The following is a 21,325-nucleotide window of genomic DNA, read 5'->3' on the forward strand; positions in this document are numbered from 1 at the left end:
CTATAGGCGTTCCGGGATCGCGGGCGGCGAAACATAGCCGACGATCGCCGGTTAGGGAAACCGGGGATTCTCCGGATCATTGCCGCAGTCGGAAAGTCCGCGCATCAAGAGAAGGGGCTGTGATGGGGGTCACATGGACGGCTGTCACACGCTCAGGCTTTTCGGTACCTGTAGCAAGTGAGAGTCCGGATGCCCCTCGGGCGGCTGGCGGGGATTCGGAATTCACGGATTCCCCGGAGGATTACCGGAGGGCTGCGGCCTGGGAAGCGGAGGTGAGGCGGGTGGGGATCGATGGTGGTCCGCGCTGGTCACAGTGGCCGGCGGCTTCCCGGGTGGCGGTGCGGCCCTGCGACTCTTCCGCCCGTGCGACGGGAAGTCAGGACGGTTTTTCCTGCCCGCTCCCGTCCGGCGGGCACCAGGGTTGCCGCCAACACGGACGGCAAGCAGCCCAAGCCCCGGGTCCTGGTCCCGGCCCTGAAGGTCACCCCTGACGCCTTCGGAGTGAGGGCGTGGGCGAACTGCCTGCCGAAGGTGGGTCTGGCCGAGTTTCAGAAGGCCGCCCCCTACCTGGCGGATGCCTGGCGCATGACCCGTGTGTCCGTGCTGCCAGGTGACAAGCCCGGACAGGTCATGCTGCGCGGGGTGCGGGTGGACCCGCTGATCACGCCGACCGCTCACGTGCCCACCGGCCGTCCGCCGGAGGAGTACGCGAAGTGGGACCTGGGCGTGGACGAGTTCGGCATGCCCGTCTTCGTGCCCCTCAAAGAGGTTCCCGGAGTGGCCATGGGCGGCCTGCCGGGCTTCGGGAAGACCTCGTGCGTGAACCGGCTGGTGTGTGACTGGGCGCCTTCGCCAGCCGTTCAGTTCGTCTTCTTCGACGGGAAGGTCTCCCACGCCTACGAGGGCGACTACGCCGACCTCGTACAGCGGGCGTTCGAGTTCTGCGGGGACGACCTGGAGGAGGCGAACAAGAAGCTGAAGGAACTGGTCGAGCTGCGCCGTGGCCGATCCGCGTCCATCCGCAGCGTGCTGGGCGTGAAGAACATGTGGCACGTCGGCCCCTCGGCGGACTGGCCGCTGATCGTCGTCGTCATCGACGAGGCCCACACCTACTTCCGTGACCACAAGGGCTCCGACCAGGCCACGAAGCGGCTGGCCGCGTTCGCGGCGGAGAACGCCCGCCTGGTGGAGGACCTGGTAAAGAAGGGACGCTCGGTCGGCTTCCTGACCCTGCTGACCACGCAGAAGACCACCGGAGACGCGATTCCCACGTTCATCCGGGACGTGTGCCCGGTCGGGCTGTCCTTCGCACAGAAGACCGCTGACGCCGCCGTGGCCGCGCTCGGCGACGACATCCGCGAGTGGCCCGACGCCAGCCCGGTCAACCTCCAGGACCCCGCCTACGTCGGTGTCGCGGTCATGTCCCAGCACGGCCGCCCCGGGTTCGTCCGCATCCGCACCCCCTACGTCGCCGACGAGGACGCCGCCCGCGTCGCCGAAGCCACCGCCCGCCTGGTGCGCCACCCCGCCCGGCTCCTGGAGAAGCTCACCGGACGGACGGTCGTGGACCTCACCAAGGACGACCCCGAGCCCCCGTCCATGGCGGCCTGACATGCGCCCCGCCATGCGGATCTACATCCGACACATGCGCAAGGCGATCACCGTCGGAGACCTCGACCGGGCGGGGCGGATCGGTATCGCCGCGTACCGCATCGCCAACACCAACGAGCGCCGGGTTCTTCAGACCTACCTTGGCCCGAACGCCGCCCGCATAGCCGGCCTCGCTCCCTGGAACTGAGCCACCGTCCCCGGCCCCGACTTCACCCACGGAAGGAGGTGAAATCCCTCATGTCAGAAGACCGGATCACTCAGCGCACCGTGACCGTGGTCATGGCGGTCATCGCCCTGCTGGCCTTCGTGTTCTCCTTCGGCAACGTCTGGAATCTGGCCCTGCGCCTGGGCATCCCCGACCCGATCGCACCCCTGATCGCCCCGATGGTGGACCTGTCCGTCCTCGGTCTCCTGGTCGCCCTGCGGTACCTGTCCCTGCGTGGCGTGGCCGCCGACGACCTCAAGGGCGCGAACCGGCTGATGCACACCTCCGGCTTCTTCACCCTCGCCCTCAACATCGCCGAACCCGTCATCGCCGGGCACTACGGCCGCGCGTGCGTCGACGCCGTGGCCCCGCTGCTCCTCCTCGGCTGGGGCGCCGTCGGCCCCGCGCTCCTGCGCCACTTCCACGCGGTCACCACCCCGGCCCCCGTCGTTGTACCGGCCCCGCCCCTGGCCCCGGCTCCCGTGGCCACCCCCGAGCCGAACCCGGAACTCGTGCCGGAGGGCGCCCCGGCAGAAACCGAAGCCGCTCCCACCCCGGAAACTGCTCCTGAACCGGTTGTCGTGCCCGAACCTGCGGCGCCCCCGGCCCCCGCTCCGGCTCCTGTCGCTGTGCCGCAACCGGCAGTCAAGGTGGCCCCGGCCCTGCTGGATGCCGCCCGCGAGATCGCCGACACACACCGTGCCGCACACGGCCAGCCGATCACCGCGCCGGAACTCAAAGCCCGCCTCGGCGTCAGCCTCCCCCTGGCCACCGCCGCACACGCGGCCCTGACGGCCTGACCCTCCCGCCGGCCTCCCGGCACCTCCCCACTCCCGGCCCCATGGGCCTGACCAGCCATGCCCCGGGCAGCCCCAAGACCTACGACTACACCGGCGCCGTGCTGTGGAACGCCCACGCGAGCGCTCTTTGGGCACGCTTCACCCTCAACCTCCGCCGCACCCTCGCCGCCGACTTCGGCATCACGCAGAAGGACATGAACGCGGCCCTGCGGATCTCCTTCGCGAAGGTCGCCGAGTACCAGCAGCGCGGCCTGGTCCACTTCCACGCCGTCATCCGCTTCGACGGCCCAGACGGTCACACCAGCCCCCCGCCGACCTGGGCCACCGCAGACCACCTCCTCCTCGCCATCAAGCCCGCGCTGAAGCGCACCAACCTGACCGTGGTCTCCGACACCGTGGGGGACCACGAAATCCGCTGGGGCAAGAAGTTCAAGGGGGATGAGATCGCCGCGCTCGGCGACGGCGAACTCACCGACAAGGCCGTAGCGGGCTACATCGCCAAGTACGCCACCAAGAGCGCCGAGGACTCCGGGACGGTTGACCGTTCGTTGGTCTGCCGGACCTGCTCCGGCCGTGGCACGGTCGGCGGCCGTATCCGGGACCTGTGCCCCGACTGCGAAGGCACCCGTCAGGCCGAACCCCTGCGGGACCTGCCCGTCCACCAGCACGTCCGGCAGATGATCCGCACCGCCTGGGACCTCGGCGGCCTGCCCGAGTTCGCGGACCTCAAGCTCTGCAAGTGGGCCCACATGCTCGGCTTCCGCGGCCACTTCTCCACCAAATCCCGCGCCTACTCCACCACCCTCGGCGCTCTGCGCGACGTACGCCGCGCCTGGCGTCTCGCCCAGGCCGAAGCCGCCCGCACCCGCGCCGGCCACCCCACGCCCGCCCCGGACACCGTGCTCATCACCGAGTCCTCCTGGGCCTATCTCTCCTCCGGCTACCGCCCCGGCGAAGAACTCCTCGCCAACCAGACACGCCACGACATCAACCGAACCCGCGCCGACAAGGAACGGGTCCACGCCGAAGGGGAGGTGTGGCAGTGATAGCCACCTCTGCCAGCCGGACACTGACCCTGGCCGAAGCGCTTGCCGAGATCCGCATGTCGCGGGCCGCCTTCTACCGGCTCCGGGCCCGGGGCAAGGCCCCGCGCCACCTGAAGCTCCCCAATGGACAGATCCGCATCCGCCGCGCAGACCTCGACGCGTGGTTCGACGGCTGCGAGGTGCCGACGTGCTGACGTACGATGTGAAGATCTGGAGCATCCGCAAGCGGCCCAACCGCGCTGCGGCCTACCAGCTCCGCTGGCGGGTCGGTGCCCAGCCGTTCTCCAAGAGCTACAAACTCAAGGCACAAGCCGACGGCCGTCGTTCCGAACTGCTCACCGCGTTGCGCAACCGCGAGCAGTTCGACACCGAGACCGGCCTGCCGGCCTCGGAGGTGCTGGCGGCCCAGTCCCCGACTTGGTATGCCCATGCCCGGGAGTACGTGGTGATGAAGTGGCCGAACGCCTCGGCCAAGCACCGCGCGAGCATCGCGGATGCCCTCGCAACGGTCACCCCGCGCCTGGTCAAGGACAACCGCGGCGCCCCTGCTCCTCGGGTCCTGCGCACCGCCCTGTACTCCTGGGCCTTCCGCCTGGTCCGCGACCAGGACGGCGAACTCGTCGCCCGGACCAACGCCGAAGACCCACCGGCTCACATCGTGGCTGCCCTCGACTGGATCGACCGCAAGTCCGTGGACATCTCGGCCCTGAACACACCAGCCGTCGTGCGGTCCGCACTGGACACACTGGCCCGCAAGATGGACGGCACCGCCGCGGCGGACAACACGGTGAACCGCAAGGTGCCTGTGTTCAGCAACTGCCTCCGCTACGCCGTCGAGTTGGAACGTCTGCCGTCGTTGCCCCTGGCCAAGGTGGACTGGACGCCGCCCGAGACGGACGACGAGATCGACTTCCGATACGTGCCCGGCCCGGCTCTCGCCAGGAAGCTGATCGATGCCGTAGGAGCACAGGGAGATCGTGGACGGCACCTCAAGGCGTTCTTCGGGTGCATCTACTACGCAGCAACCCGCCCGGGCGAGGCCGTGACCCTCCGGGCGTCGGACTTCACCCTTCCCGAGGAGGGCTGGGGCCAAGTCGTCCTGTCGTCCAGCTCGGCGCGTGTCGGCTCCGGCTGGACCGACTCGGGCGAGTCGTACGACTCTCGCGGCCTCAAGAAGCGCGCCCGGCGGGCCACCCGCGAGGTGCCCATTCCCCCGGTTCTCGTCCGCCTGATCCGTGACCACATCAAGGAGTTCGGCACGGCCGAGGACGGACGGCTCTTCCGGGCTGTCCGGAGCGGCGGCCTGCTCAGCAAGGAGTACAGCGACGTCTGGAAGGCTGCTCGCCTCTCCGCCCTCACAGAGCAGGAAGCCAAGACGCCTCTGGCCGAGGTCACTTACGGACTCCGTGCCGCCTGTGTCTCCCTCTGGCTGGAGTCCGGCGTCTCCCCGGCCGAGGTCGCCCGCCGCGCCGGCCACAGCATCGCCGTGCTGTTCCGCTTCTACGCGAAGGCCATCCGCCGCAATCAGCATCACGCGAACCAGCAGATCGAGCGGGCGCTGGAAGCCTCCGACGAGGCAAGTCAGTAGATCGCAATGCATGCAAGGGGCTCCCCGCCACGGGGCGCCCCTTGTATGTTGTCAGGGTCAGGCGCCTGGTTCCCCGCCCTTCCCTTGGCCCTGCTGATACTCCTCAAGCTCCTTCAGCAGCCCTGCCAGAGCCTCATCAGCCTTACGTACATCGTGCTTCGTGAGGTCATGGGGAGCGTTGCTGTAGGCCAGATACCTACCGGGCTCCGTGATGTGAGCAGCACGCAAGGGGAAGGTGACCAGGTGTTGCCACCCCCCTTTTCCCCGCCTCAGCAGTCGATGCCTGAGTAGGCGATGTCCCAGCTTCGCTTCGATCCTCACCTTGTAATTCCGGGCCTCCGGCACGAAGCCGGGAAAGGGCGCCCCAAACTCGATGAACAGCTGGTCGGCTCCCCGTCCGGCGACCGCGAAGCAGGCGGGGAGGCGTAGGGCATCGTCTGATTCCGGCCGCAAGCGATCCCTCGTACTCGTCCACGGCAACGGCAGTACAGAGGAGGGCTCATCTGGAAATGACAGACGTAGGTTGAGTACCACAATCGGCCTCGCCCCTGTGTTGTGAAGCACCAGCGGAAACCGGATACGCGCCTTGGTCGTGTCCGCCACGATGGCGAACGAGTGCGGCTCCCAGGTCCTCAGATGCCCCCGCCGGGCATTGAGCCACCAGAACGAAGCCACGGTGAAGACCAAAGCGCAAGCAGCGACGAAGGCCGCAGCCGGGAGCGCGGCTATGTTGTCCTGCGAGGCTGCCAGGTTGAGTGGGATCACGCGGAGAGTGTGCCAGGGACTCCGCCACGCCGGTGCTGTTTGCATCCCGGTCGCCCGCTGATCTGTTGGTAGATCGTGGTCCACGTCTGGTCCACACACGATGATCCAAAGCGGCACACAGGCGGTTCAGGGTGAGACAGGCCCCATGCCGAAGGGGTGCCCCTCGATCGGGACACCCCTTCTGATCAGCACGTTCTGTGACCTGGCGGTGGGTGTGGGATTTGAACCCACGGTGACATTGCTGCCACGACGGTTTTCAAGACCGTTCCCTTAGGCCGCTCGGGCAACCCACCCTCGCGCCACCGCCCCGCGGTCGCGCGAGGACAGCCTAACCGGTCAGCTGTCGTCGCCCTTGCGCTGGCCCAGGGTGACTTCGGCCGTCGAGGTCTTGCCGTCGCGCTCGTACGTGAGCGTGACCTTGTCGCCGGGCTTGTGGGTCCAGATCTCGCTGATCAGCGTCGGACCGCTGTCGATCACCCGGTCGTCGAGCTTGGTGATCACATCGCCCGCCTTCAGACCGGCCCTGCCCGCCGGGCTGTCCGCCGGGACCGCCGCCGTGCCGCCCGTGCCGCGGTCCGCGATGACGGCGCCGCCGTCGCTCTTCGGGTCCATGGAGACCGTGGCGCCGATCACCGGGTAGACCGGCTCGCCGGTCTTGATCAGCTGCTGGGCGACCGTCTTCGCCTGGTTGACCGGGATCGCGAAGCCCAGGCCGATGGAGCCCGCCTGGGACTGGCCGAAGCCGCCCGTGCCGGCCGACTGGATGGCGGAGTTGATGCCGATGACGGCGCCGCGCGCGTCGAGCAGCGGGCCGCCGGAGTTGCCCGGGTTGATCGACGCGTCGGTCTGCAGGGCGCTCATGTACGACGCCTTGCTGTTCTGGCCGTCGCCCGAGGCCACCGGACGGTTCTTCGCGCTGATGATGCCGGTGGTCACCGTGTTCGACAGGCCGAAGGGCGCGCCGATGGCGATCGTCGAGTCCCCGACGGCCACCTTGTCGGAGTCGCCCAGGGGCAGCGGGGCCAGGCCGGCCGGGGCGCTCTTCAGCTTCAGTACGGCTATGTCGTAGCCCTCCGCGCGGCCGACCACCTCGGCGTCGTACTTCTTGCCGTTGGAGAAGGTGACGGACAGGTCGCCGCCGTCCGCCGCGGACGCCACCACGTGGTTGTTGGTGACGATGTGGCCTTCCTCGTCGTACACGAAGCCGGTTCCCGTGCCGCCCTCGCCGCCGCCGCCCTGCGCCTCGATGGTGACGACGCTCGGCAGCGCCTTGCCCGCGACCGCCGCGACGGTGCGCGGGTCGCGCTTGAAGCCCTCCGCGTTGCCGGAGGCGGAGACGGTGGTCGATTCGGTGGGGCTGTCGTTGCGCTCGGCGGCCCAGTACCCGATGCCGCCGCCGACACCCCCCGCGACCAGCGCGGCGGCAAGCACCCCGGCGACCAGCCCGCCGGTGCGCTTCCCGCGGGGAGCGGGCGGTATGGGCGCGCCCCACGCGGGGCCGCCGCTGTCGCCGCTGCCACCGCCGCCGTACGTGGGGTGCGCGGACGGGGGCGGCGGCCATCCGGCCCCGGCCGTGGCTCCGGCGCCGGGACCGGCGGGACCGGGCCCGGCGGCGGGTCCGGGCCCGGGCACGGCCGCGTGCGGCTGCGCGACGGGCATGTACCCCGGCTGCGGCTCGGGCGTGTGCCCCTGCGCGGTGGGATTGTGTACGGGCTGCTCGGGGGCCGGGGGCGTCTGCTCGCGCCCCGGGTCCGCAGCGTTCGTACCCGTGGAGTCGGAGGCGGGCCCGGGAGCGGCCACCGGCACGGGAGGTGCTGAAGGGGCGGCCGGAACCGCAGTGCCCTCGTTCTCGGTGCTCACAGCTCTCTTCTCCTCGGTCCCACGTCGGTTTCGGTCAACGTCACCACTGTGCAAGTGTCCGCTGTCAGCTTTTCTCACCGCACATCAGAGGACCGTAAGCGGTTCCTGTGCGTCCACGGAACATCCTTTACATCGGTCAAAACGGCCGCATGCCGAGAAGGGCCGATCGGCCGCCTCCTGTGACGTGTTTTCCCGCCTACCCATCCGCGGTGACACCATGACGCCGTGACCCACGCACGGCAGCACACCATCCAAGTCGTCGCTCACCGCGGCGCCTCCGAGGACGCCCCCGAGCACACCCTGGCGGCGTACATGAAGGCGATCGAGGACGGCGCGGACGCCCTCGAGTGCGATGTACGGCTCACCGCGGACGGGCACCTCGTGTGCGTCCACGACCGCCGGGTGAACCGCACCTCGAACGGCCGCGGCGCCGTCTCCGCCCTCGAACTGGCCGACCTCGCCGCCCTCGACTTCGGCTCCTGGCGCGACAGCGCGGAATCCCCGGACTGGGACCCGGCCCGGGGCCAGGCCCCCGGCGAGTTCACCTCCGTACTGACCCTGGAGCGCCTCCTGGAGCTGGTCTCGGACGCCGGGCGCCGCGTCGAGCTGGCCATCGAGACCAAGCACCCCACCCGTTGGGCCGGCCAGGTCGAGGAGCGACTGCTCCACCTGCTGAAGCGGTTCGGCCTGGACGCCCCCGCAAGCGACGAGCCCTCGCCCGTACGCATCATGAGCTTCTCGGCGCGCTCACTGCACCGGGTGGCGGCCGCGGCGCCCACCCTCCCGACCGTCTACCTGATGCAGTTCGTCTCCCCGCGCCTGCGCGACGGGCGGCTCCCGGCGGGCTCACACATCGCGGGCCCCGGCATCCGGATCGTCCGCAACCACCCCGGCTACATCGCGCGGCTGCACCGCGCGGGGCACCGTGTCCACGTATGGACGGTGAACGAGCCGGAGGACGTCGAGCTCTGCGAACGCCTCGGCGTGGAAGCAATCATCACGAACCGCCCTAAGCAGGTCCTGTCTCAATTGGGACGCCCATAACCCTGGTTACAGGGAGTGCACCGGCGCGTTCGTTCCGTATTCGATCGTTACGAGTGCGTCACTGACCGGCGCTTGGCCGGTTTCCGGTCCAGGCCATTGGGGCATTCACTCCGTGGCGTGGGGCGAAGGAGGTCTCGGGGGTGGCGTTGGTGGTGGCACGGGAAGTGCCCACGTCGTCGAGCATGGCCGTACCCCATGGCCCTGCGGGCGTGGGTGAAGCAAGACGCCGTATGCGCGACGAACTGCGCGTCAACGGCGTGTCCGATTCGGTCATCGACGATGCCGTACTGATCCTGTCCGAACTGCTCAGCAACTCCTGCCGTCATGGCAGGCCACTGGGGCAGGCGGAGGTCGGTGACGGTGACATCCGCGCCGCGTGGCGCGTCGACCCGACAGGCAGGCTGACCGTCGAAGTGACGGACGGAGGCGGTCCGACCCGGCCTGTTCCGGCCACGCCCTCGGTCACCGCACGCGGCGGCCGCGGGCTCAACATCATTACGGCCCTGGCACAGGACTGGGGCGTACGGGACAGCGCGGCCGGCGAGGTCACAGTGTGGGTCAACGTGACGGAGGGGCACCGTCGCGAGGACTTCGCTACGCGCGTCGCTGTCCCCGGACTCGACTTCGCTGACCCGTTCGACGACCTTTCGACGACCTGACCGATCCCGGATCGACCTCTCACTGCCCCGGGGCCCCGACCCCGGGCCGACCCCGGGCCAACCGCTCACCGGCCTCTCCCAGACCCCGACAGGCCGGTTCCGGGGCCCGGCGGTCCCGGTCGCGGGCGGCTCAGCGGCTAGGCTCGCGCCCGACACAGCACTGCCGTGAACGGGAGAAGCCAAGCCATGGCCAAGAAGCGCCCCCAGCCCGCAAGGGGAACCAAGCCGCAGGCTCAGGTCGCAGGCGGGGAGGTGCCGGTCGTCGGGGCCCGCGAGCCCTGCCCGTGCGGTTCCGGCCGTCGCTACAAGGCCTGCCACGGCCGCGCCGCCTCGCACGCCGTCACCGAACTGGTCCAGCGCCCCTTCGAGGGCCTGCCCGGCGAATGCGACTGGGTCGCCCTGCGCGAGCTGGTGCCCGCCGCGACCGTACCGCTGACACTGAAGGACGGGCTGCCGGACGACGTCCCCTCCGTCACGCTGGCGACCGTACTTCCGATGGCCTGGCCGGCCCTGCGCCGCGACGACGGCTCGGTCCTGCTTGGCCTGCAGAACGACACCCCCTCCGGCGACCTGAGCCGCGACCTCGCGGACACCTTGCGGCGCGCGCTGACCGCGAAGCCCGGCACGCCGGTCGCGGCCGAGCGCGCCCCGGCGGACGGTCCGCGCCTGCAGGACCTGCTCGACGCCGGCGCGCCCTTCGAGCCCGAAGTGCACTCCGGCTTCGAGTTCTGGGTCCCCGACGCGGAGAACGCGACACCCGAGGTGAGCGCCTCCCTGGAGCGCGCCAACGCCGCCGCGATTCCCACGGTCAGGCTGACCGGTGTCGACGCCGCGTACTGGTGCGAGACACCCGACAAGAACCACCTGCGCTGGGTCATGCCGTACGCCGAGGACCAGCTCCTCGACGCGCTCGCCCGGCTGCACGCCGCCGGTACGTCCTCGCTCGGCGAAGGCACCCGGCTCGTCGGCTCCTTCCGCGCGCACGGGCTGATGGTTCCGGTCTGGGACCTGCCGAGCGAGACCAGGGCCGAGGACATCGAGAAGGCCGCCGCGGAGCTCGCCGAGCGGCTGGCCGTGGCCCTCGCCTCGGACGCTCCGCTGACGCCGGAGGAGCGCCGCGCGCGGGGCGGTCTCACCAACCGCCAGGTGACGCTCAGCTGACAGTGACAATTTCTGTCGGCCGATCGGTGACTCCGGTCACACCCTCGTTTCAGCAGATAAATCCCTGTCTGAATAAGGGAGATCGAATTTGCCAACCGCAGATCTCTTGTTACCGTTCTAAGTGCCCGGTCGCTGGTGCATCCCCCGTCGCCAGCGGCCGGGTCTTTCTGTATCCCGGTTCCGTCGCGCGTCGCACCGACCGTCAACGGGGCGCGGGCACCGCCGAGTTGCTTCCGGAGCGCAGCAGCAACGGCTCGTCTCCCGCCGCGGCGAACTCCGAGACGGCCGAATATTCATCGGCTTTTCCGCGCGACGGCTCACGCGGTGTTTCACACACCCCGGGTTCGTCCTGCGCACTCACCGGACAATGCATCTGAACGGTCCGGCCGGCCGGGCCCATCAGGGTGAGAACGGATCGAAGTTCCGTCCCCGTCGCGTTGCGGTAGTACGTACGCGCCCAGGTACTGCCGTCCTCGGTCAGCACACAGGTCTGGCCCTCGATGCCTTCTGGAGAGCTGAGCTCGGGACCGCACTGCGGAGCGTTCCCGGGAACGTCGTCCTGACCGTTCCCGGGAACGTCCTTTTGAGCGTTCGGGGGAACGTCCTTTTGAGCGTTCGGGGGAACGTCCTTTTGAGCGTTCCCCGGAACGTTCACCGCAGCCGCCTTGGCGTCGTCGGGTACGGACAGCGGCTCGGGCTCCGCGGAGGCGCCGGCCAGCGGCAGCAGGACGGTGAACACGACGACGGCCGCGAGCCCGATCATGCGGAGATTCAAGGCGGGTCCCACCTGTCAACTGCCCGGAAATTCTTGACGGTGGGCCGAAGATATCGACGGATGACCGGTGACACGGCAGCCGCGCGCCCGAATCCCTCAGAACACGGGCGCGCTCACACCCATACGAGTGAGTACGGGTGAGTACGGGTGAGCTCTCAGTACGCGAGCCTGCTGCCGCCGTCCGGTGCGCCATTGCTCGCCGCCACCAGCGCGTCCACAACCGCCTCGACATCCGGCAGCCAGGGCGCGGCCGAACCGGCCAGGGGGGCCCTTTCCCAGCACACTTGCCCGGTCCCCGTCTCGGAGGGCGGCAGCACCAGATAGCCGCCCTCTCCGTGGAACCGCAGCGAACTGGGCACCCAGTCCTTGGCGTACAACAGCTCACCGAGCCGCTCCAGGGAGTACGGGGCGACCAGCAGCGACCAGCGGGTCGCAGTCGCGACTACGGGGCCCAGGCGCATCCCCATGCCGTCGAGCGCCGTCAGCGCGACGGCGCCGGCGACCGCGGGGAGGCTGATCGCGCACGGAGCGGCGCCCCCGGTGGCCAGCATGATGGGCGCGGTCGGACGGTTGGTCCACCACCAGCGGATCATGCGTTCGTCCGTGGTGGCCGCCAGGAGGCCCGGGTCGAAGGGGTGCGCGCCGGGAACCACGCATTCTGGATCGGGGCAGGCACACGCCCGTCCGGGGCTGCCTGGGCCGCTGGAGCCGCCGCGGCCACCGCCGGCGGCGGCAGTTTTCAGGCCCACTCCGGGGAGCACGGGCCACTGCCAAGCGGTGGCGCAGGTCAGCGCCGCGCCGAGTTGGGCAGGCCCCTCACTTCGCCGGAACCGGAGCCTGCGTCGCTTTCCGGGGATCTCGCGCATGAGCGCTCGTTCCTTTCCGTTGAACGCCGAGGTCCATATCACACCATGTGTGCATATCTTCACTGAGCGTGCACGTCACGTACTGGCTGCGTACTGGTGGTGCATCGCCGCACTTTTCAGCCTGCGGCACGGGTAGCCCCTCGGGGCCAAGCGTGAAACGTAGCGGAGGGTGGCGCACACATGGCGCTTAACTGATCCGTACTGGCATCTGCGGTAGATCCGTAGTGCTGTCCCGCGTGCAGTCCCGCTGTCGGGGATGAGGCACGGCCCACGGCGATTAAGACGCCCAGGCCCGCCGCCAGGTTCCGGGGCGGTCCCAACTGCCCCTGGCCATCACCGATTAGGTACCCATCACGGTTCATATGACGCGCTGTCGAACACCATCAGTCGACCGCAAATTATTGCCGTGTGTGGCATTTTTAGGCCAAGTTGCCTATCCCACAGACACCAACAGTCCCACGATGACAATGCTGGACATCCCCTTACTTGTGCGTGTACATGTGGATGCATTGATAGCGGCGCAGAATGACATGGGGGTTTGCGATGCTATTGAGCAAAACGCACCAGCTGGAAAGCCTGCGATCATGAGCGCCCCTCACGTGCCGAAAGTGGCTGGAATCGATCCAGTGGTTCCGCCCCCCGCGCACACTGTCGCGCCTCATCCGGCCACCCCCGCCCCACCCGCCGCCGCCGGCGCGGTGCTTCAGGACCGGCTCGCGGGCTGGGTCTCCGACCTCACCACCCTCCATGAACTCACCGAACGCCTGGTCCGCACCCGTTCGCTCGACAGCGCACTGCACGAACTGCTGCGCGCCGGCGCCGCCCTCGTGGGCGCCCGCCGCGGCCTCGTCGTCCTCGAACCGGCCGACGGCCTCGGCCCCTCCACCACCGTCGGCCTCGGCCTCGCCCACGCCGACCTCGGCCACATCGAGACCGTGCCGCGCAGCTCCACGTCGTACGGGCGGCTCCTCGACGGACTCCCCGGAAGCCCCCGCCCGAGCGAGATCGCCCACCCCGACCTCCTCGGCGAGGCGGAACTCGACCCGCGCCACCGCGAAGTCGCCGCGCGCCTGGGATACGCCGCCAGCTACGCCCTGCCCCTGACCACCGAAACCTCCCCGCGCCTCGGCGCCGCCGTCTGGCTGTACGACGAACCGGCCGAACCCTCGGAGCGCCAGCGCCACCTCGCGAGCCTCTACGCCCGCTACGCCGCCGAACACCTGGCCCGGCTGCTGGAGCTCGAACACGCCCACGCCCAGGTGGCCACCGTCACCGAGGAACTGCTGCCCAGCAGACTGCCCCGGGTCGCCGGGATGCAGCTCGCCGCCCGCCACCGCACAGGCCCCCAGGGCGGCGGCGACTGGTACGACGCCCTGCCGCTCCCCGAAGGCGCTCTCGGGCTCGCCGTCGGGTCGGTCTCCGGAACGGGCCCCAGCGCCCTGGCCGCGATGGGACGACTGCGGGCCAGCCTCCGGGCGTACGCCGTCATGGAGGGCGAGGACCCCGTCGCCGTACTGTCCGACCTCGAACTGCTGCTGCGGCTCACCGAACCGGCCAGATCGGCCACCGCGCTCTTCGCCTACTGCGAACCGGCCCAGCGCAAAATCGTGCTGGCCGGCGCCGGACACAGCCCCCCACTGATCATCGGCGACCGCCGCACCGAATACGTCGAGACCTCACTGTCCGCACCGCTGGGCATGCTCGCCTGCTGGGAGGCACCGAGCGTGGAACTCACGCCCGCACCCGGCGAAACAGTGCTCCTCTACACCGACGGGCTGCTGGAGCGCACCGGCGACCCCATGGACCGCGCGTTCGCACGCCTGCACGCCGCCGCCGCGAGCGTGCCCAGGGCCGTGAGGAACGACCCCGGAGCGATCGCCGACCACGTACTGCGCATCATGCTCCCCAACGGCGCCGACACGGCCGATTCGGCGGAAGACATCGTGCTGCTCGCCGCACGGTTCGACTGATCCGTCACAGTTGCCCACGGCTCCCTGGGCCGTCTTCCCGTCGCACATACGATGGAGGGCGGTCCAGTGTCGTATCAAGGAGACAGTCGTGTCCGAAGAGCTCATGCCGGAGACCCCGGAAGAGACCGAAGAGCCGATCAAGCAGCGGAAGAACGGCCTGTACCCGGGCGTGTCCGACGAGCTCGCCGAGAACATGAAGTCCGGCTGGGCCGACACCGAACTGCACGGCCTGGAGCCGATCGCGCAGGCCGGCCACACCGCCGACCGCCGCGCCGCACTCTCCGCACGCTTCCCCGGCGAGCGCCTGGTGATCCCCGCGGGCAACCTCAAGACCCGCTCGAACGACACCGAGTACGCCTTCCGCGCCTCCACCGAATACGCCTACCTCACCGGCGACCAGACTCAGGACGGCGTCCTCGTCCTGGAACCCCGTCCGGAAGGCGACGGCGGCCACGACGCGACGATCTACCTCCTGCCCCGCTCCGACCGCGAGAACGGCGAATTCTGGCTCGACGGCCAGGGCGAGCTGTGGGTCGGCCGCCGCCACTCCCTCACCGAGGCCGAGCAACTGCTCGGAATCCCGGCGAAGGACGTCCGCGAACTGACCGCCGCGCTGAAGGAAGCCACCGGACCGGTCCGCAACGTCCGCGGACACGACGCCGGCATCGAAGCCGCACTGACCGACAAGGTCACCGCCGAGCGCGACGAGGAACTGCGCGTCTACCTCTCCGAAGCCCGCGCCGTGAAGGATGCCTTCGAAATCGGCGAGCTCCAGAAGGCCGTCGACTCGACCGTCCGCGGCTTCGAGGACGTCGTCAAGATCCTCGACAAGGCCGAAGCCACCAGCGAGCGCTACATCGAAGGCACCTTCTTCCTGCGCGCCCGCGTCGAGGGCAACGACATCGGCTACGGCTCCATCTGCGCCGCCGGACCCCACGCCACCACCCTGCACTGGGTACGCAACGACGGCGACGTACGCTCCGGCGACCTGCTGCTCCTCGACGCCGGAGTAGAGACCCACACTCTCTATACCGCCGACATCACGCGCACCCTGCCGATCAACGGCACCTTCACCGACCTCCAGCGCAAGATCTACGACGCGGTGTACGAAGCCCAGGAGGCCGGAATCGCGGCCGTGAAGCCCGGCGCCAAGTACCGCGACTTCCACGACGCCTCGCAGCACGTACTCGCCGAGAAGCTCGTCGAATGGGGCCTCGTCGAAGGCCCGGTCGAACGCGTCCTGGAGCTGGGCCTCCAGCGCCGCTGGACCCTCCACGGCACCGGCCACATGCTCGGCATGGACGTCCACGACTGCGCCGCCGCCCGCCGTGAGGCGTACGCCGACGGAACACTGGAGCCGGGCATGTGCCTGACCGTCGAGCCCGGCCTGTACTTCCAGGCCGACGACCTGACCGTGCCCGCCGAGTACCGCGGCATCGGCGTCCGCATCGAGGACGACATCCTCGTCACCGAGGACGGCAACCGGAACCTGTCGGCCGGGCTGCCGCGCCGCTCCGACGAAGTCGAAGCCTGGATGGCGCAGGTCAAGCAGGGCTGACGTAACAGCGACCACCCGCGCGAGGGCGTACCGCTGAGGACCTCAGGACACCTTGAGCAGTGCGCCCTCGCGCCATTTCAGGATCTTGTCGAAACTGACCACGGCGCCGCTCCCCGGCCTGTTTCTGAAATGGACATGGTCGGCCAGCTGCTCGATCAGGCACAGACCTCTGCCGTTCTCCGCCGAAGTGTGCGCCGGAAGCAGATCAGCGCGATGCCCCCGCCGTGAAGAAGGAAAGCCCGGCCCGGAGTCGGCGACCTCAATACGGCATTTCTCGCCGTCCAGATAAGCGGTCACGCGATATTCCGCGGAAGGTGCTCCGGGTCGCTCGTCCCCACCGTGCTCGACCGCGTTCGCACAGGCTTCGCTGAGCGCGACCGACAGGTCGTAGGAGATGTCCGGATCCACCCCCGCCGTCTCCATGGTGCCGAGCAGAAGGCGGCGGGCGAGCGGGACGCTCGCGGCTTCGCGCCGCAAGTGGAGAGACCACCAGATGCTCATGCTCCAGCCTCCTGGCTGCGGCTCGACATACGGATACGTATTGCCGCAAGCAGCGCTTCATAAGCGTGGAGTGAACGTGATTGCCCTCATTCGGCCGACGCGCGCACTCCTTACGCCGGTGTATACGCTCCTGGACCTGCCGTACGAATGCCGTGAACGCAGTGCGATGATGTCGGGGCCATGTCTACGTCCGACGCACGCGCCGGAGCCCGTCTGCGGCTGCTCAGGACCGCGGTGTTCACCGCGGTCTGCGTTGTGCTGTCCGCGACCGGACATGTCATAGCGTCCTGCGCCACCGTCCCCTGGTGGACGCTGGCACTCGGCTGCACCGCCGTGTTCGGCCTCGTCACACCGTTCGCCGGGCGCGCCCGCTCAATGCCCGCCATCGCCGGCGCACTGGCCTGCGGACAGCTCGCACTGCACACCCTCTTCGGACTCGGCCAGCACAACCCGGCCCTCGAAAGCGCGGCCACCGACACCTCGCTGCGCGCCTTCGCCGCCAAGCTCGTGTGCAGCGCAGGCGCACTGCCGCTCAGCACCGCCGAAGCACGCCGGATCATCACCGAAGCCGGCCTCGACCCCGCCTCCGTACACCAGGCACAGCAGCACCTCGCGCACACCGCAGCGCACCACACAGGAGCCACCGAACCGGCCGCCGGGCTGCTGCCCACCCTCCCGATGCTGCTCGGCCACCTCCTGGCGGCCGTCGCCACCGGATGGCTCCTGCGGCGCGGGGAAATCGCACTGTCCCGGCTGGTCCTGCTGTCGGCCCGCGGTGTCGCCGAAGGCGCGCTCGTACGGTCGCTGCGCGCCGCCCTGGCCCTCGTACGGGCGCTGAACGTCGGCCCGCTCCCGGGAACGCCCGTACGCGGGCCACGCACGCCCCGTACGCCCTTCGTCACATTGCGACCGGCCGGGGAAGCCCTCCAGCACACGGTGATCAGGCGCGGACCGCCCACTGCGGCGCTCGTTCTCGCAGCCTGACGCGGCGCACTCTCCGGCGTAACACACACACGACCACGGGAGCGGCGCCGCGGTGCCGGTGCGCACCCGCGCACCGGAGCGTCATTCACCTCTGCTCCGTGGAGTGCTCCCAGACATGAACGTTTCTCGTATCGCTGCCGTCTCCGTCGCCGGTGCCGCCGCCTCCACCGTCCTGCTGTTCGCGGGAACGGCCTTCGCGCACGTCGGCGTACAGCCCGTCGGCACCGCCGAAAAGGGCGGCTACGCCACCGTCAACGTCAAGGTGCCCAACGAGCGGGACAACGCCTCGACCGTCAAGCTCGAAGTTTCCTTCCCCACCGAGCACCCGCTGTCGTCCGTCATGCCGCAGCCCGTGCCCGGCTGGAAGGTCGACGTCACCAAGACCAAGCTCGACAAGCCGCTCAAGGTCCACGGCAAGGAGATCAACGAGGCCGTCTCCAAGGTCACCTGGAGCGGCGGCAAGGTCGGACCCGGCCAGTTCCAGCAGTTCCCGCTCTCCCTCGGACAGCTGCCCGAAGACGCCGACCAGCTGGTCCTCAAGGCCGTCCAGACGTACGACAACGAGGAAGTCGTCCGCTGGATCGAGGAGCCCAAGGACGGCGAGGAAGAGCCGCAGTCGCCCGCGCCCGTCCTCAAGCTGACCGAGCCCGCAGGAGACGACCACCATGGCGCCTCCGGCAAGGAAGCCGCCAAGGCCGACGACACCGGCCACAAGGGCGAAATGGCGGCCGACAGCGACACCACCAGCAGCGACACGACCGCCCGCATCCTCGGCATCGTCGGCATCATCGTGGGCGTCGCGGGTGTGGCCTTCGGCGTACTCGCCGGCCGCCGCCGCGCCGCCTGACGCCAACTCCCCTCACCGAACCACCAGGACATATCCACATGCGCAAGAAGACCGCGCTGACCGTGGCGGCGCTCGCCGCCACGGCCGCGCTCACCCTGTCCGCGTGCGGCGGCAAGACCGACGGCGGCTCCAAGCCCGTCACCGACGTCTCCGCCGCCACCAACGACAAAGCCGCGACCGTACTCGACCGGCCCTTCAAGAAGCCGGACCTCGTCCTCACGGACACCCACGGCAAGAAGTACGACCTGCGCGAGCAGACCAAGGGCAAGCCGACACTCATCTACTACGGCTACACCAAATGCCCCGACGTCTGCCCACTGACGATGAGCAACATCGCCATCGCCTACAAGAAGCTCCCCCAGGCCGACCGGGACAAGCTCCAGGTCGTCTTCGTCACCACCGACCCCGAACGCGACACCCCCGAAGCGCTCGGCAAGTGGCTCAAGGGCGCGGGCGACCCCGCCTTCACCGGACTCACCGGTGACTTCCCGACCATCCAGGCCGGGGCCCGCCAGATGGGAATCGGCATCGACCCGCCCAAGAAGGAAAAGAACGGCACGGTCGTCTCCATGCACGGCGCACAGGTCATCGCGTTCTCCCCGAAGACCGACGCCGGATACGTCCTCTACAGCGAGGACACCTCCGCCGACGACTACATCAAGGACCTCCCCAAGCTCCTCAAGGGCGAGAAGCCGTGAAGCGCCGCCGCACCACCACCCTCGCGACAGCCGCAGTCCTGGCCACAGGCCTCGTACTGACCGGCTGCTCCTCCGGGAACGACGACAAGCCCCGGCTGAACATCAGCGGGGCCTTCATGCCGGAGCCCGTCATGGACGACATGGCCGCCGGCTTCCTCACCGTCAGGAACGGCAGCGACACCGCGGACAAGCTCACCGCCGTCACCAGCGACATCGCGGGCCAGGTCCAGATCCACGAGACCAAGAACCAGAAGATGCAGGAGGTCACGTCCTTCGACATCCCCGCGAACGGCGAGCTCGATCTGGAGCGCGGCGGGAACCACATGATGTTCCTGAACCTCAAGAAGAAGCCCAAGCAGGGCGAGAAGGTGTCCGTGGAGCTGCACTTCGAGAAGGCCGGCCCGATCAAGGCCGAGCTTCCCGTGAAGGAGTCCACCCACAACCCCAAGAAGCAGTGAGGGACTGACACACCATGCCGGTAACCGCCCCGCGCTTCGGAGCAGCCGCAGTGATCAGACTGCTGCTCATCACCACGACACTCCTCGGCACCCTGCTCGCAGGAGCCGCACCCGCGTCCGCGCACGCAGCGCTCACGGGAAGCGACCCGAAGGACGGGGCGGTTGTCGCCACCGCGCCCAAGCACATCACCCTCACGTTCTCCGAAAAGATCGCTCTCGGGAACGACTCGATCCGCGTACTGGAACCGAGCGGGAAACGCTCCGACACCGGTGAAGTACGCGACATGAGCAGCGGAAGCGTCGTCCAATACGGCGTTCCCCTGCACACAGGGCTGCCCGACGGCACGTACACCGTCGCCTGGCAGGCCGTCTCCGCCGACAGCCACCCCATCTCCGGCGCCTTCACCTTCTCCATCGGCGCCCCCTCCAAGACCACCGTCGCCCTGCCCGAAGAGCCCGCGGGCGGCGGCCTCGTCGGCACGCTCTACGGCATCGCCCGCTACACCTCGTACGCCGGCTTCATCCTGCTCGTCGGCGGCGGCGCCTTCGTGCTCGCCTGCTGGCAACGCGGCGCCGGCGAACGGCCACTGCAACGCCTCGTCGTCCAGGGCTGGATCACCCTCACCGCCTCCACCCTGGCCATGCTGCTGCTGCGCGCCCCCTACACCGGCTCGGGAAAGCTCGCCGACGCCTTCGACCTGAGCGGGCTCAAGGCCGTACTGGACACAAAGACCGGCGCCTCACTCGTCTCACGGCTGCTGCTGCTCGGCGCGGCCGCGCTCTTCGTCGCCGTGCTGTTCGGCGCGTACGCCAAGAGGGACGACCCGGCAGAAAAGAAGGACCTCACCTTCGGGCTCGCCCTCGGCGGCGGAGTCATGGCCGCCGGGATCGCGGCCACCTGGGCGCTCTCCGAGCACGCGTCGACCGGCCTCCAGCCCGCCGTCGCGATGCCCGTCGACGTAATTCACCTGCTGGCCGTCGCGACCTGGCTCGGCGGCCTCGCCGCGCTCCTGGTCGCGCTCTACCGGGTGCCGACCATCGAACGTACCGCCGTACGCAACTTCTCCCGCGTCGCCTTCGCCAGCGTCGCCGTACTGGCCGCGACCGGGATCTACCAGTCCTGGCGGCAGGTCGGCTCCTGGTCGGCACTGACCGGGACGGCGTACGGGCAGCTCCTGCTCGTCAAGATCGCACTGGTCGCCGTCCTCGTCGGCATCGCCTGGATCTCACGGCGCTGGACGGGGCGGCTGGCCGAGAGGGCTATCGCCGAGGAGGAGGGGGAGGAGGCGGCGGAGGCCACCGCGGTCGGCGAGGAGACGGCCGAGGAGCCCGAGCCGGTCACCGTCCCCGAAGACCCCGCGCGGGCCGCCCAGCTCGCCCGCCAGAAAGCCGCGGTGGCCACCGCGCGCGTGAAGCGGGTACGGGACGCCGACCCCGGGCGGCTCGGGCTGCGCCGCTCCGTGCTGACGGAGGCCGCGGTCGCCGTGGTGCTGCTGGCCGTGACGACCGTACTGACGAGCACCGAACCCGGACGCACCGAGGAGAAGGAGGCGGGGAAGAGCGAGACCTCCACCGCCGCCCCCACCGGCCTGGTCAAGGTCCGCCTCCCCTTCGACACGGGCGGCGAGGACGGCAAGGGCACCGCGAGGATCGAACTCGACCCGGCCCGCTCGGGCGGCAACACCCTGCACGTTTGGCTGGAGCGGCCCAACGGACGTGCCATGGACGCACCGGAAGTGAAGGTCGCGTTCACGCACAACGCCAAGGAAATCGGACCGCTGCCCGCCGCCCCCGACCGCATCGCCACCGGACACTGGAGTGCCACCGCGGTGCAGATCCCCATGCCCGGGACGTGGGAGATCGAAGTGACCGTACGCACCTCCGACATCGACCAAGTGACCGTCAAGAAGAACGTGAAGATCGGCTGAC

General features: G+C 69.4%; 20 protein-coding genes, 1 tRNA gene and 1 pseudogene. 16 read left to right on the forward strand and 6 right to left on the reverse strand.

Going from position 1 to position 21,325, the window contains the following annotated elements:
• The first annotated feature begins 363 nt into the window (after positions 1 to 363).
• The 6 genes and pseudogenes from J7E89_RS16265 to J7E89_RS16290 all read left to right on the forward strand — a co-directional run bounded on the left by J7E89_RS16265 (position 364) and on the right by J7E89_RS16290 (position 5,250).
• A complete protein-coding gene (locus J7E89_RS16265; RefSeq protein ID WP_308315499.1) occupies positions 364 to 1,611 on the forward strand; it encodes an FtsK/SpoIIIE domain-containing protein in 1,248 nt (415 codons plus the stop codon).
• Position 1,612: 1 nt separating this feature from the next.
• The gene (locus J7E89_RS16270; protein ID WP_214974167.1) at positions 1,613 to 1,798 is read left to right on the forward strand and encodes a hypothetical protein; all 186 of its coding nucleotides are present in this window, start codon (positions 1,613 to 1,615) and stop codon (positions 1,796 to 1,798) included.
• A gap of 50 nt (positions 1,799 to 1,848) precedes the next feature.
• Positions 1,849 to 2,616 carry a DUF2637 domain-containing protein gene (locus tag J7E89_RS16275; RefSeq protein WP_214974168.1) on the forward strand — a complete coding sequence of 256 codons (768 nt, stop codon included), beginning with the start codon at positions 1,849 to 1,851 and terminating at the stop codon, positions 2,614 to 2,616.
• A pseudogene (locus J7E89_RS16280) lies at positions 2,529 to 3,662 on the forward strand (replication initiator); the annotation flags it as partial. The gene J7E89_RS16275 and the pseudogene J7E89_RS16280, both read left to right, overlap by 88 nt.
• Positions 3,659 to 3,856: a helix-turn-helix domain-containing protein gene (locus tag J7E89_RS16285; RefSeq protein ID WP_308315500.1), complete on the forward strand. Its 198-nt coding sequence runs from the start codon at positions 3,659 to 3,661 to the stop codon at positions 3,854 to 3,856. The pseudogene J7E89_RS16280 and the gene J7E89_RS16285, both read left to right, overlap by 4 nt.
• On the forward strand, positions 3,850 to 5,250 hold the full coding sequence (locus J7E89_RS16290; RefSeq protein WP_214974170.1) for a site-specific integrase: 1,401 nt from the start codon (positions 3,850 to 3,852) through the stop codon (positions 5,248 to 5,250). Before J7E89_RS16285 ends, J7E89_RS16290 begins: the two co-directional genes overlap by 7 nt.
• A gap of 57 nt (positions 5,251 to 5,307) precedes the next feature.
• Here J7E89_RS16290 and J7E89_RS16295 read toward each other — a convergent pair whose 3' ends face one another.
• From J7E89_RS16295 to J7E89_RS16305, 3 genes are all read right to left on the reverse strand, one after another.
• The gene (locus tag J7E89_RS16295) at positions 5,308 to 6,015 is read right to left on the reverse strand and encodes a hypothetical protein (RefSeq protein WP_214974172.1); all 708 of its coding nucleotides are present in this window, start codon (positions 6,013 to 6,015) and stop codon (positions 5,308 to 5,310) included.
• A 203-nt stretch (positions 6,016 to 6,218) separates the two neighbouring features.
• Positions 6,219 to 6,308, reverse strand: a tRNA-Ser gene (locus tag J7E89_RS16300).
• A gap of 43 nt (positions 6,309 to 6,351) precedes the next feature.
• Positions 6,352 to 7,875, reverse strand: a complete 1,524-nt coding sequence (locus J7E89_RS16305) for a S1C family serine protease (protein ID WP_214974175.1) — start codon at positions 7,873 to 7,875, stop codon at positions 6,352 to 6,354.
• A 225-nt stretch (positions 7,876 to 8,100) separates the two neighbouring features.
• On the opposite strand from J7E89_RS16305, the gene J7E89_RS16310 reads away from it, so the two are divergent.
• The 3 genes from J7E89_RS16310 to J7E89_RS16320 all read left to right on the forward strand — a co-directional run bounded on the left by J7E89_RS16310 (position 8,101) and on the right by J7E89_RS16320 (position 10,739).
• A complete protein-coding gene (locus tag J7E89_RS16310) occupies positions 8,101 to 8,919 on the forward strand; it encodes a glycerophosphodiester phosphodiesterase (RefSeq protein ID WP_214974176.1) in 819 nt (272 codons plus the stop codon).
• A gap of 95 nt (positions 8,920 to 9,014) precedes the next feature.
• Positions 9,015 to 9,578: an ATP-binding protein gene (locus tag J7E89_RS16315; protein WP_214974303.1), complete on the forward strand. Its 564-nt coding sequence runs from the start codon at positions 9,015 to 9,017 to the stop codon at positions 9,576 to 9,578.
• 186 nt (positions 9,579 to 9,764) lie between these two features.
• Positions 9,765 to 10,739, forward strand: a complete 975-nt coding sequence (locus J7E89_RS16320) for a DUF5926 family protein (RefSeq protein ID WP_214974177.1) — start codon at positions 9,765 to 9,767, stop codon at positions 10,737 to 10,739.
• A 202-nt stretch (positions 10,740 to 10,941) separates the two neighbouring features.
• Here J7E89_RS16320 and J7E89_RS16325 read toward each other — a convergent pair whose 3' ends face one another.
• Positions 10,942 to 11,502: a hypothetical protein gene (locus J7E89_RS16325; RefSeq protein ID WP_251060615.1), complete on the reverse strand. Its 561-nt coding sequence runs from the start codon at positions 11,500 to 11,502 to the stop codon at positions 10,942 to 10,944.
• Between the two features lie 167 nt (positions 11,503 to 11,669).
• Positions 11,670 to 12,380 carry a bifunctional DNA primase/polymerase gene (locus J7E89_RS16330; RefSeq protein ID WP_214974179.1) on the reverse strand — a complete coding sequence of 237 codons (711 nt, stop codon included), beginning with the start codon at positions 12,378 to 12,380 and terminating at the stop codon, positions 11,670 to 11,672.
• A gap of 467 nt (positions 12,381 to 12,847) precedes the next feature.
• Here J7E89_RS16330 and J7E89_RS16335 point away from each other — a divergent pair, with 467 nt between their 5' ends.
• Entirely contained in the window at positions 12,848 to 14,350 is a 1,503-nt protein-coding gene (locus J7E89_RS16335) for a PP2C family protein-serine/threonine phosphatase (protein WP_214974305.1), read from the forward strand.
• Between the two features lie 103 nt (positions 14,351 to 14,453).
• Complete coding sequence (locus tag J7E89_RS16340; RefSeq protein WP_214974307.1) at positions 14,454 to 15,908, forward strand: aminopeptidase P family protein; 1,455 nt, start codon at positions 14,454 to 14,456, stop codon at positions 15,906 to 15,908.
• A gap of 42 nt (positions 15,909 to 15,950) precedes the next feature.
• Here the strand turns inward: J7E89_RS16340 and J7E89_RS16345 are convergent, their stop codons facing one another.
• Complete coding sequence (locus J7E89_RS16345; RefSeq protein ID WP_214974180.1) at positions 15,951 to 16,409, reverse strand: ATP-binding protein; 459 nt, start codon at positions 16,407 to 16,409, stop codon at positions 15,951 to 15,953.
• Between the two features lie 180 nt (positions 16,410 to 16,589).
• On the opposite strand from J7E89_RS16345, the gene J7E89_RS16350 reads away from it, so the two are divergent.
• The 5 genes from J7E89_RS16350 to J7E89_RS16370 all read left to right on the forward strand — a co-directional run bounded on the left by J7E89_RS16350 (position 16,590) and on the right by J7E89_RS16370 (position 21,324).
• Positions 16,590 to 17,393, forward strand: coding sequence for a hypothetical protein (locus J7E89_RS16350; protein ID WP_214974182.1), 804 nt, complete (start codon positions 16,590 to 16,592; stop codon positions 17,391 to 17,393).
• Positions 17,394 to 17,508: 115 nt separating this feature from the next.
• The gene (locus J7E89_RS16355) at positions 17,509 to 18,240 is read left to right on the forward strand and encodes a YcnI family protein (RefSeq protein WP_214974184.1); all 732 of its coding nucleotides are present in this window, start codon (positions 17,509 to 17,511) and stop codon (positions 18,238 to 18,240) included.
• Between the two features lie 38 nt (positions 18,241 to 18,278).
• The gene (locus J7E89_RS16360) at positions 18,279 to 18,938 is read left to right on the forward strand and encodes an SCO family protein (protein WP_214974186.1); all 660 of its coding nucleotides are present in this window, start codon (positions 18,279 to 18,281) and stop codon (positions 18,936 to 18,938) included.
• On the forward strand, positions 18,935 to 19,396 hold the full coding sequence (locus tag J7E89_RS16365; protein ID WP_308315501.1) for a copper chaperone PCu(A)C: 462 nt from the start codon (positions 18,935 to 18,937) through the stop codon (positions 19,394 to 19,396). The genes J7E89_RS16360 and J7E89_RS16365 overlap by 4 nt, the downstream gene beginning before the upstream one ends.
• A 14-nt stretch (positions 19,397 to 19,410) precedes the next feature.
• Positions 19,411 to 21,324: a copper resistance protein CopC gene (locus tag J7E89_RS16370; RefSeq protein ID WP_214974188.1), complete on the forward strand. Its 1,914-nt coding sequence runs from the start codon at positions 19,411 to 19,413 to the stop codon at positions 21,322 to 21,324.
• Position 21,325: the final 1 nt, after the last annotated feature.

The sequence above is a fragment of the Streptomyces sp. ISL-100 genome, from assembly GCF_018614615.1.
In the GTDB taxonomy this organism is placed as follows: Bacteria; Actinomycetota; Actinomycetes; order Streptomycetales; family Streptomycetaceae; genus Streptomyces.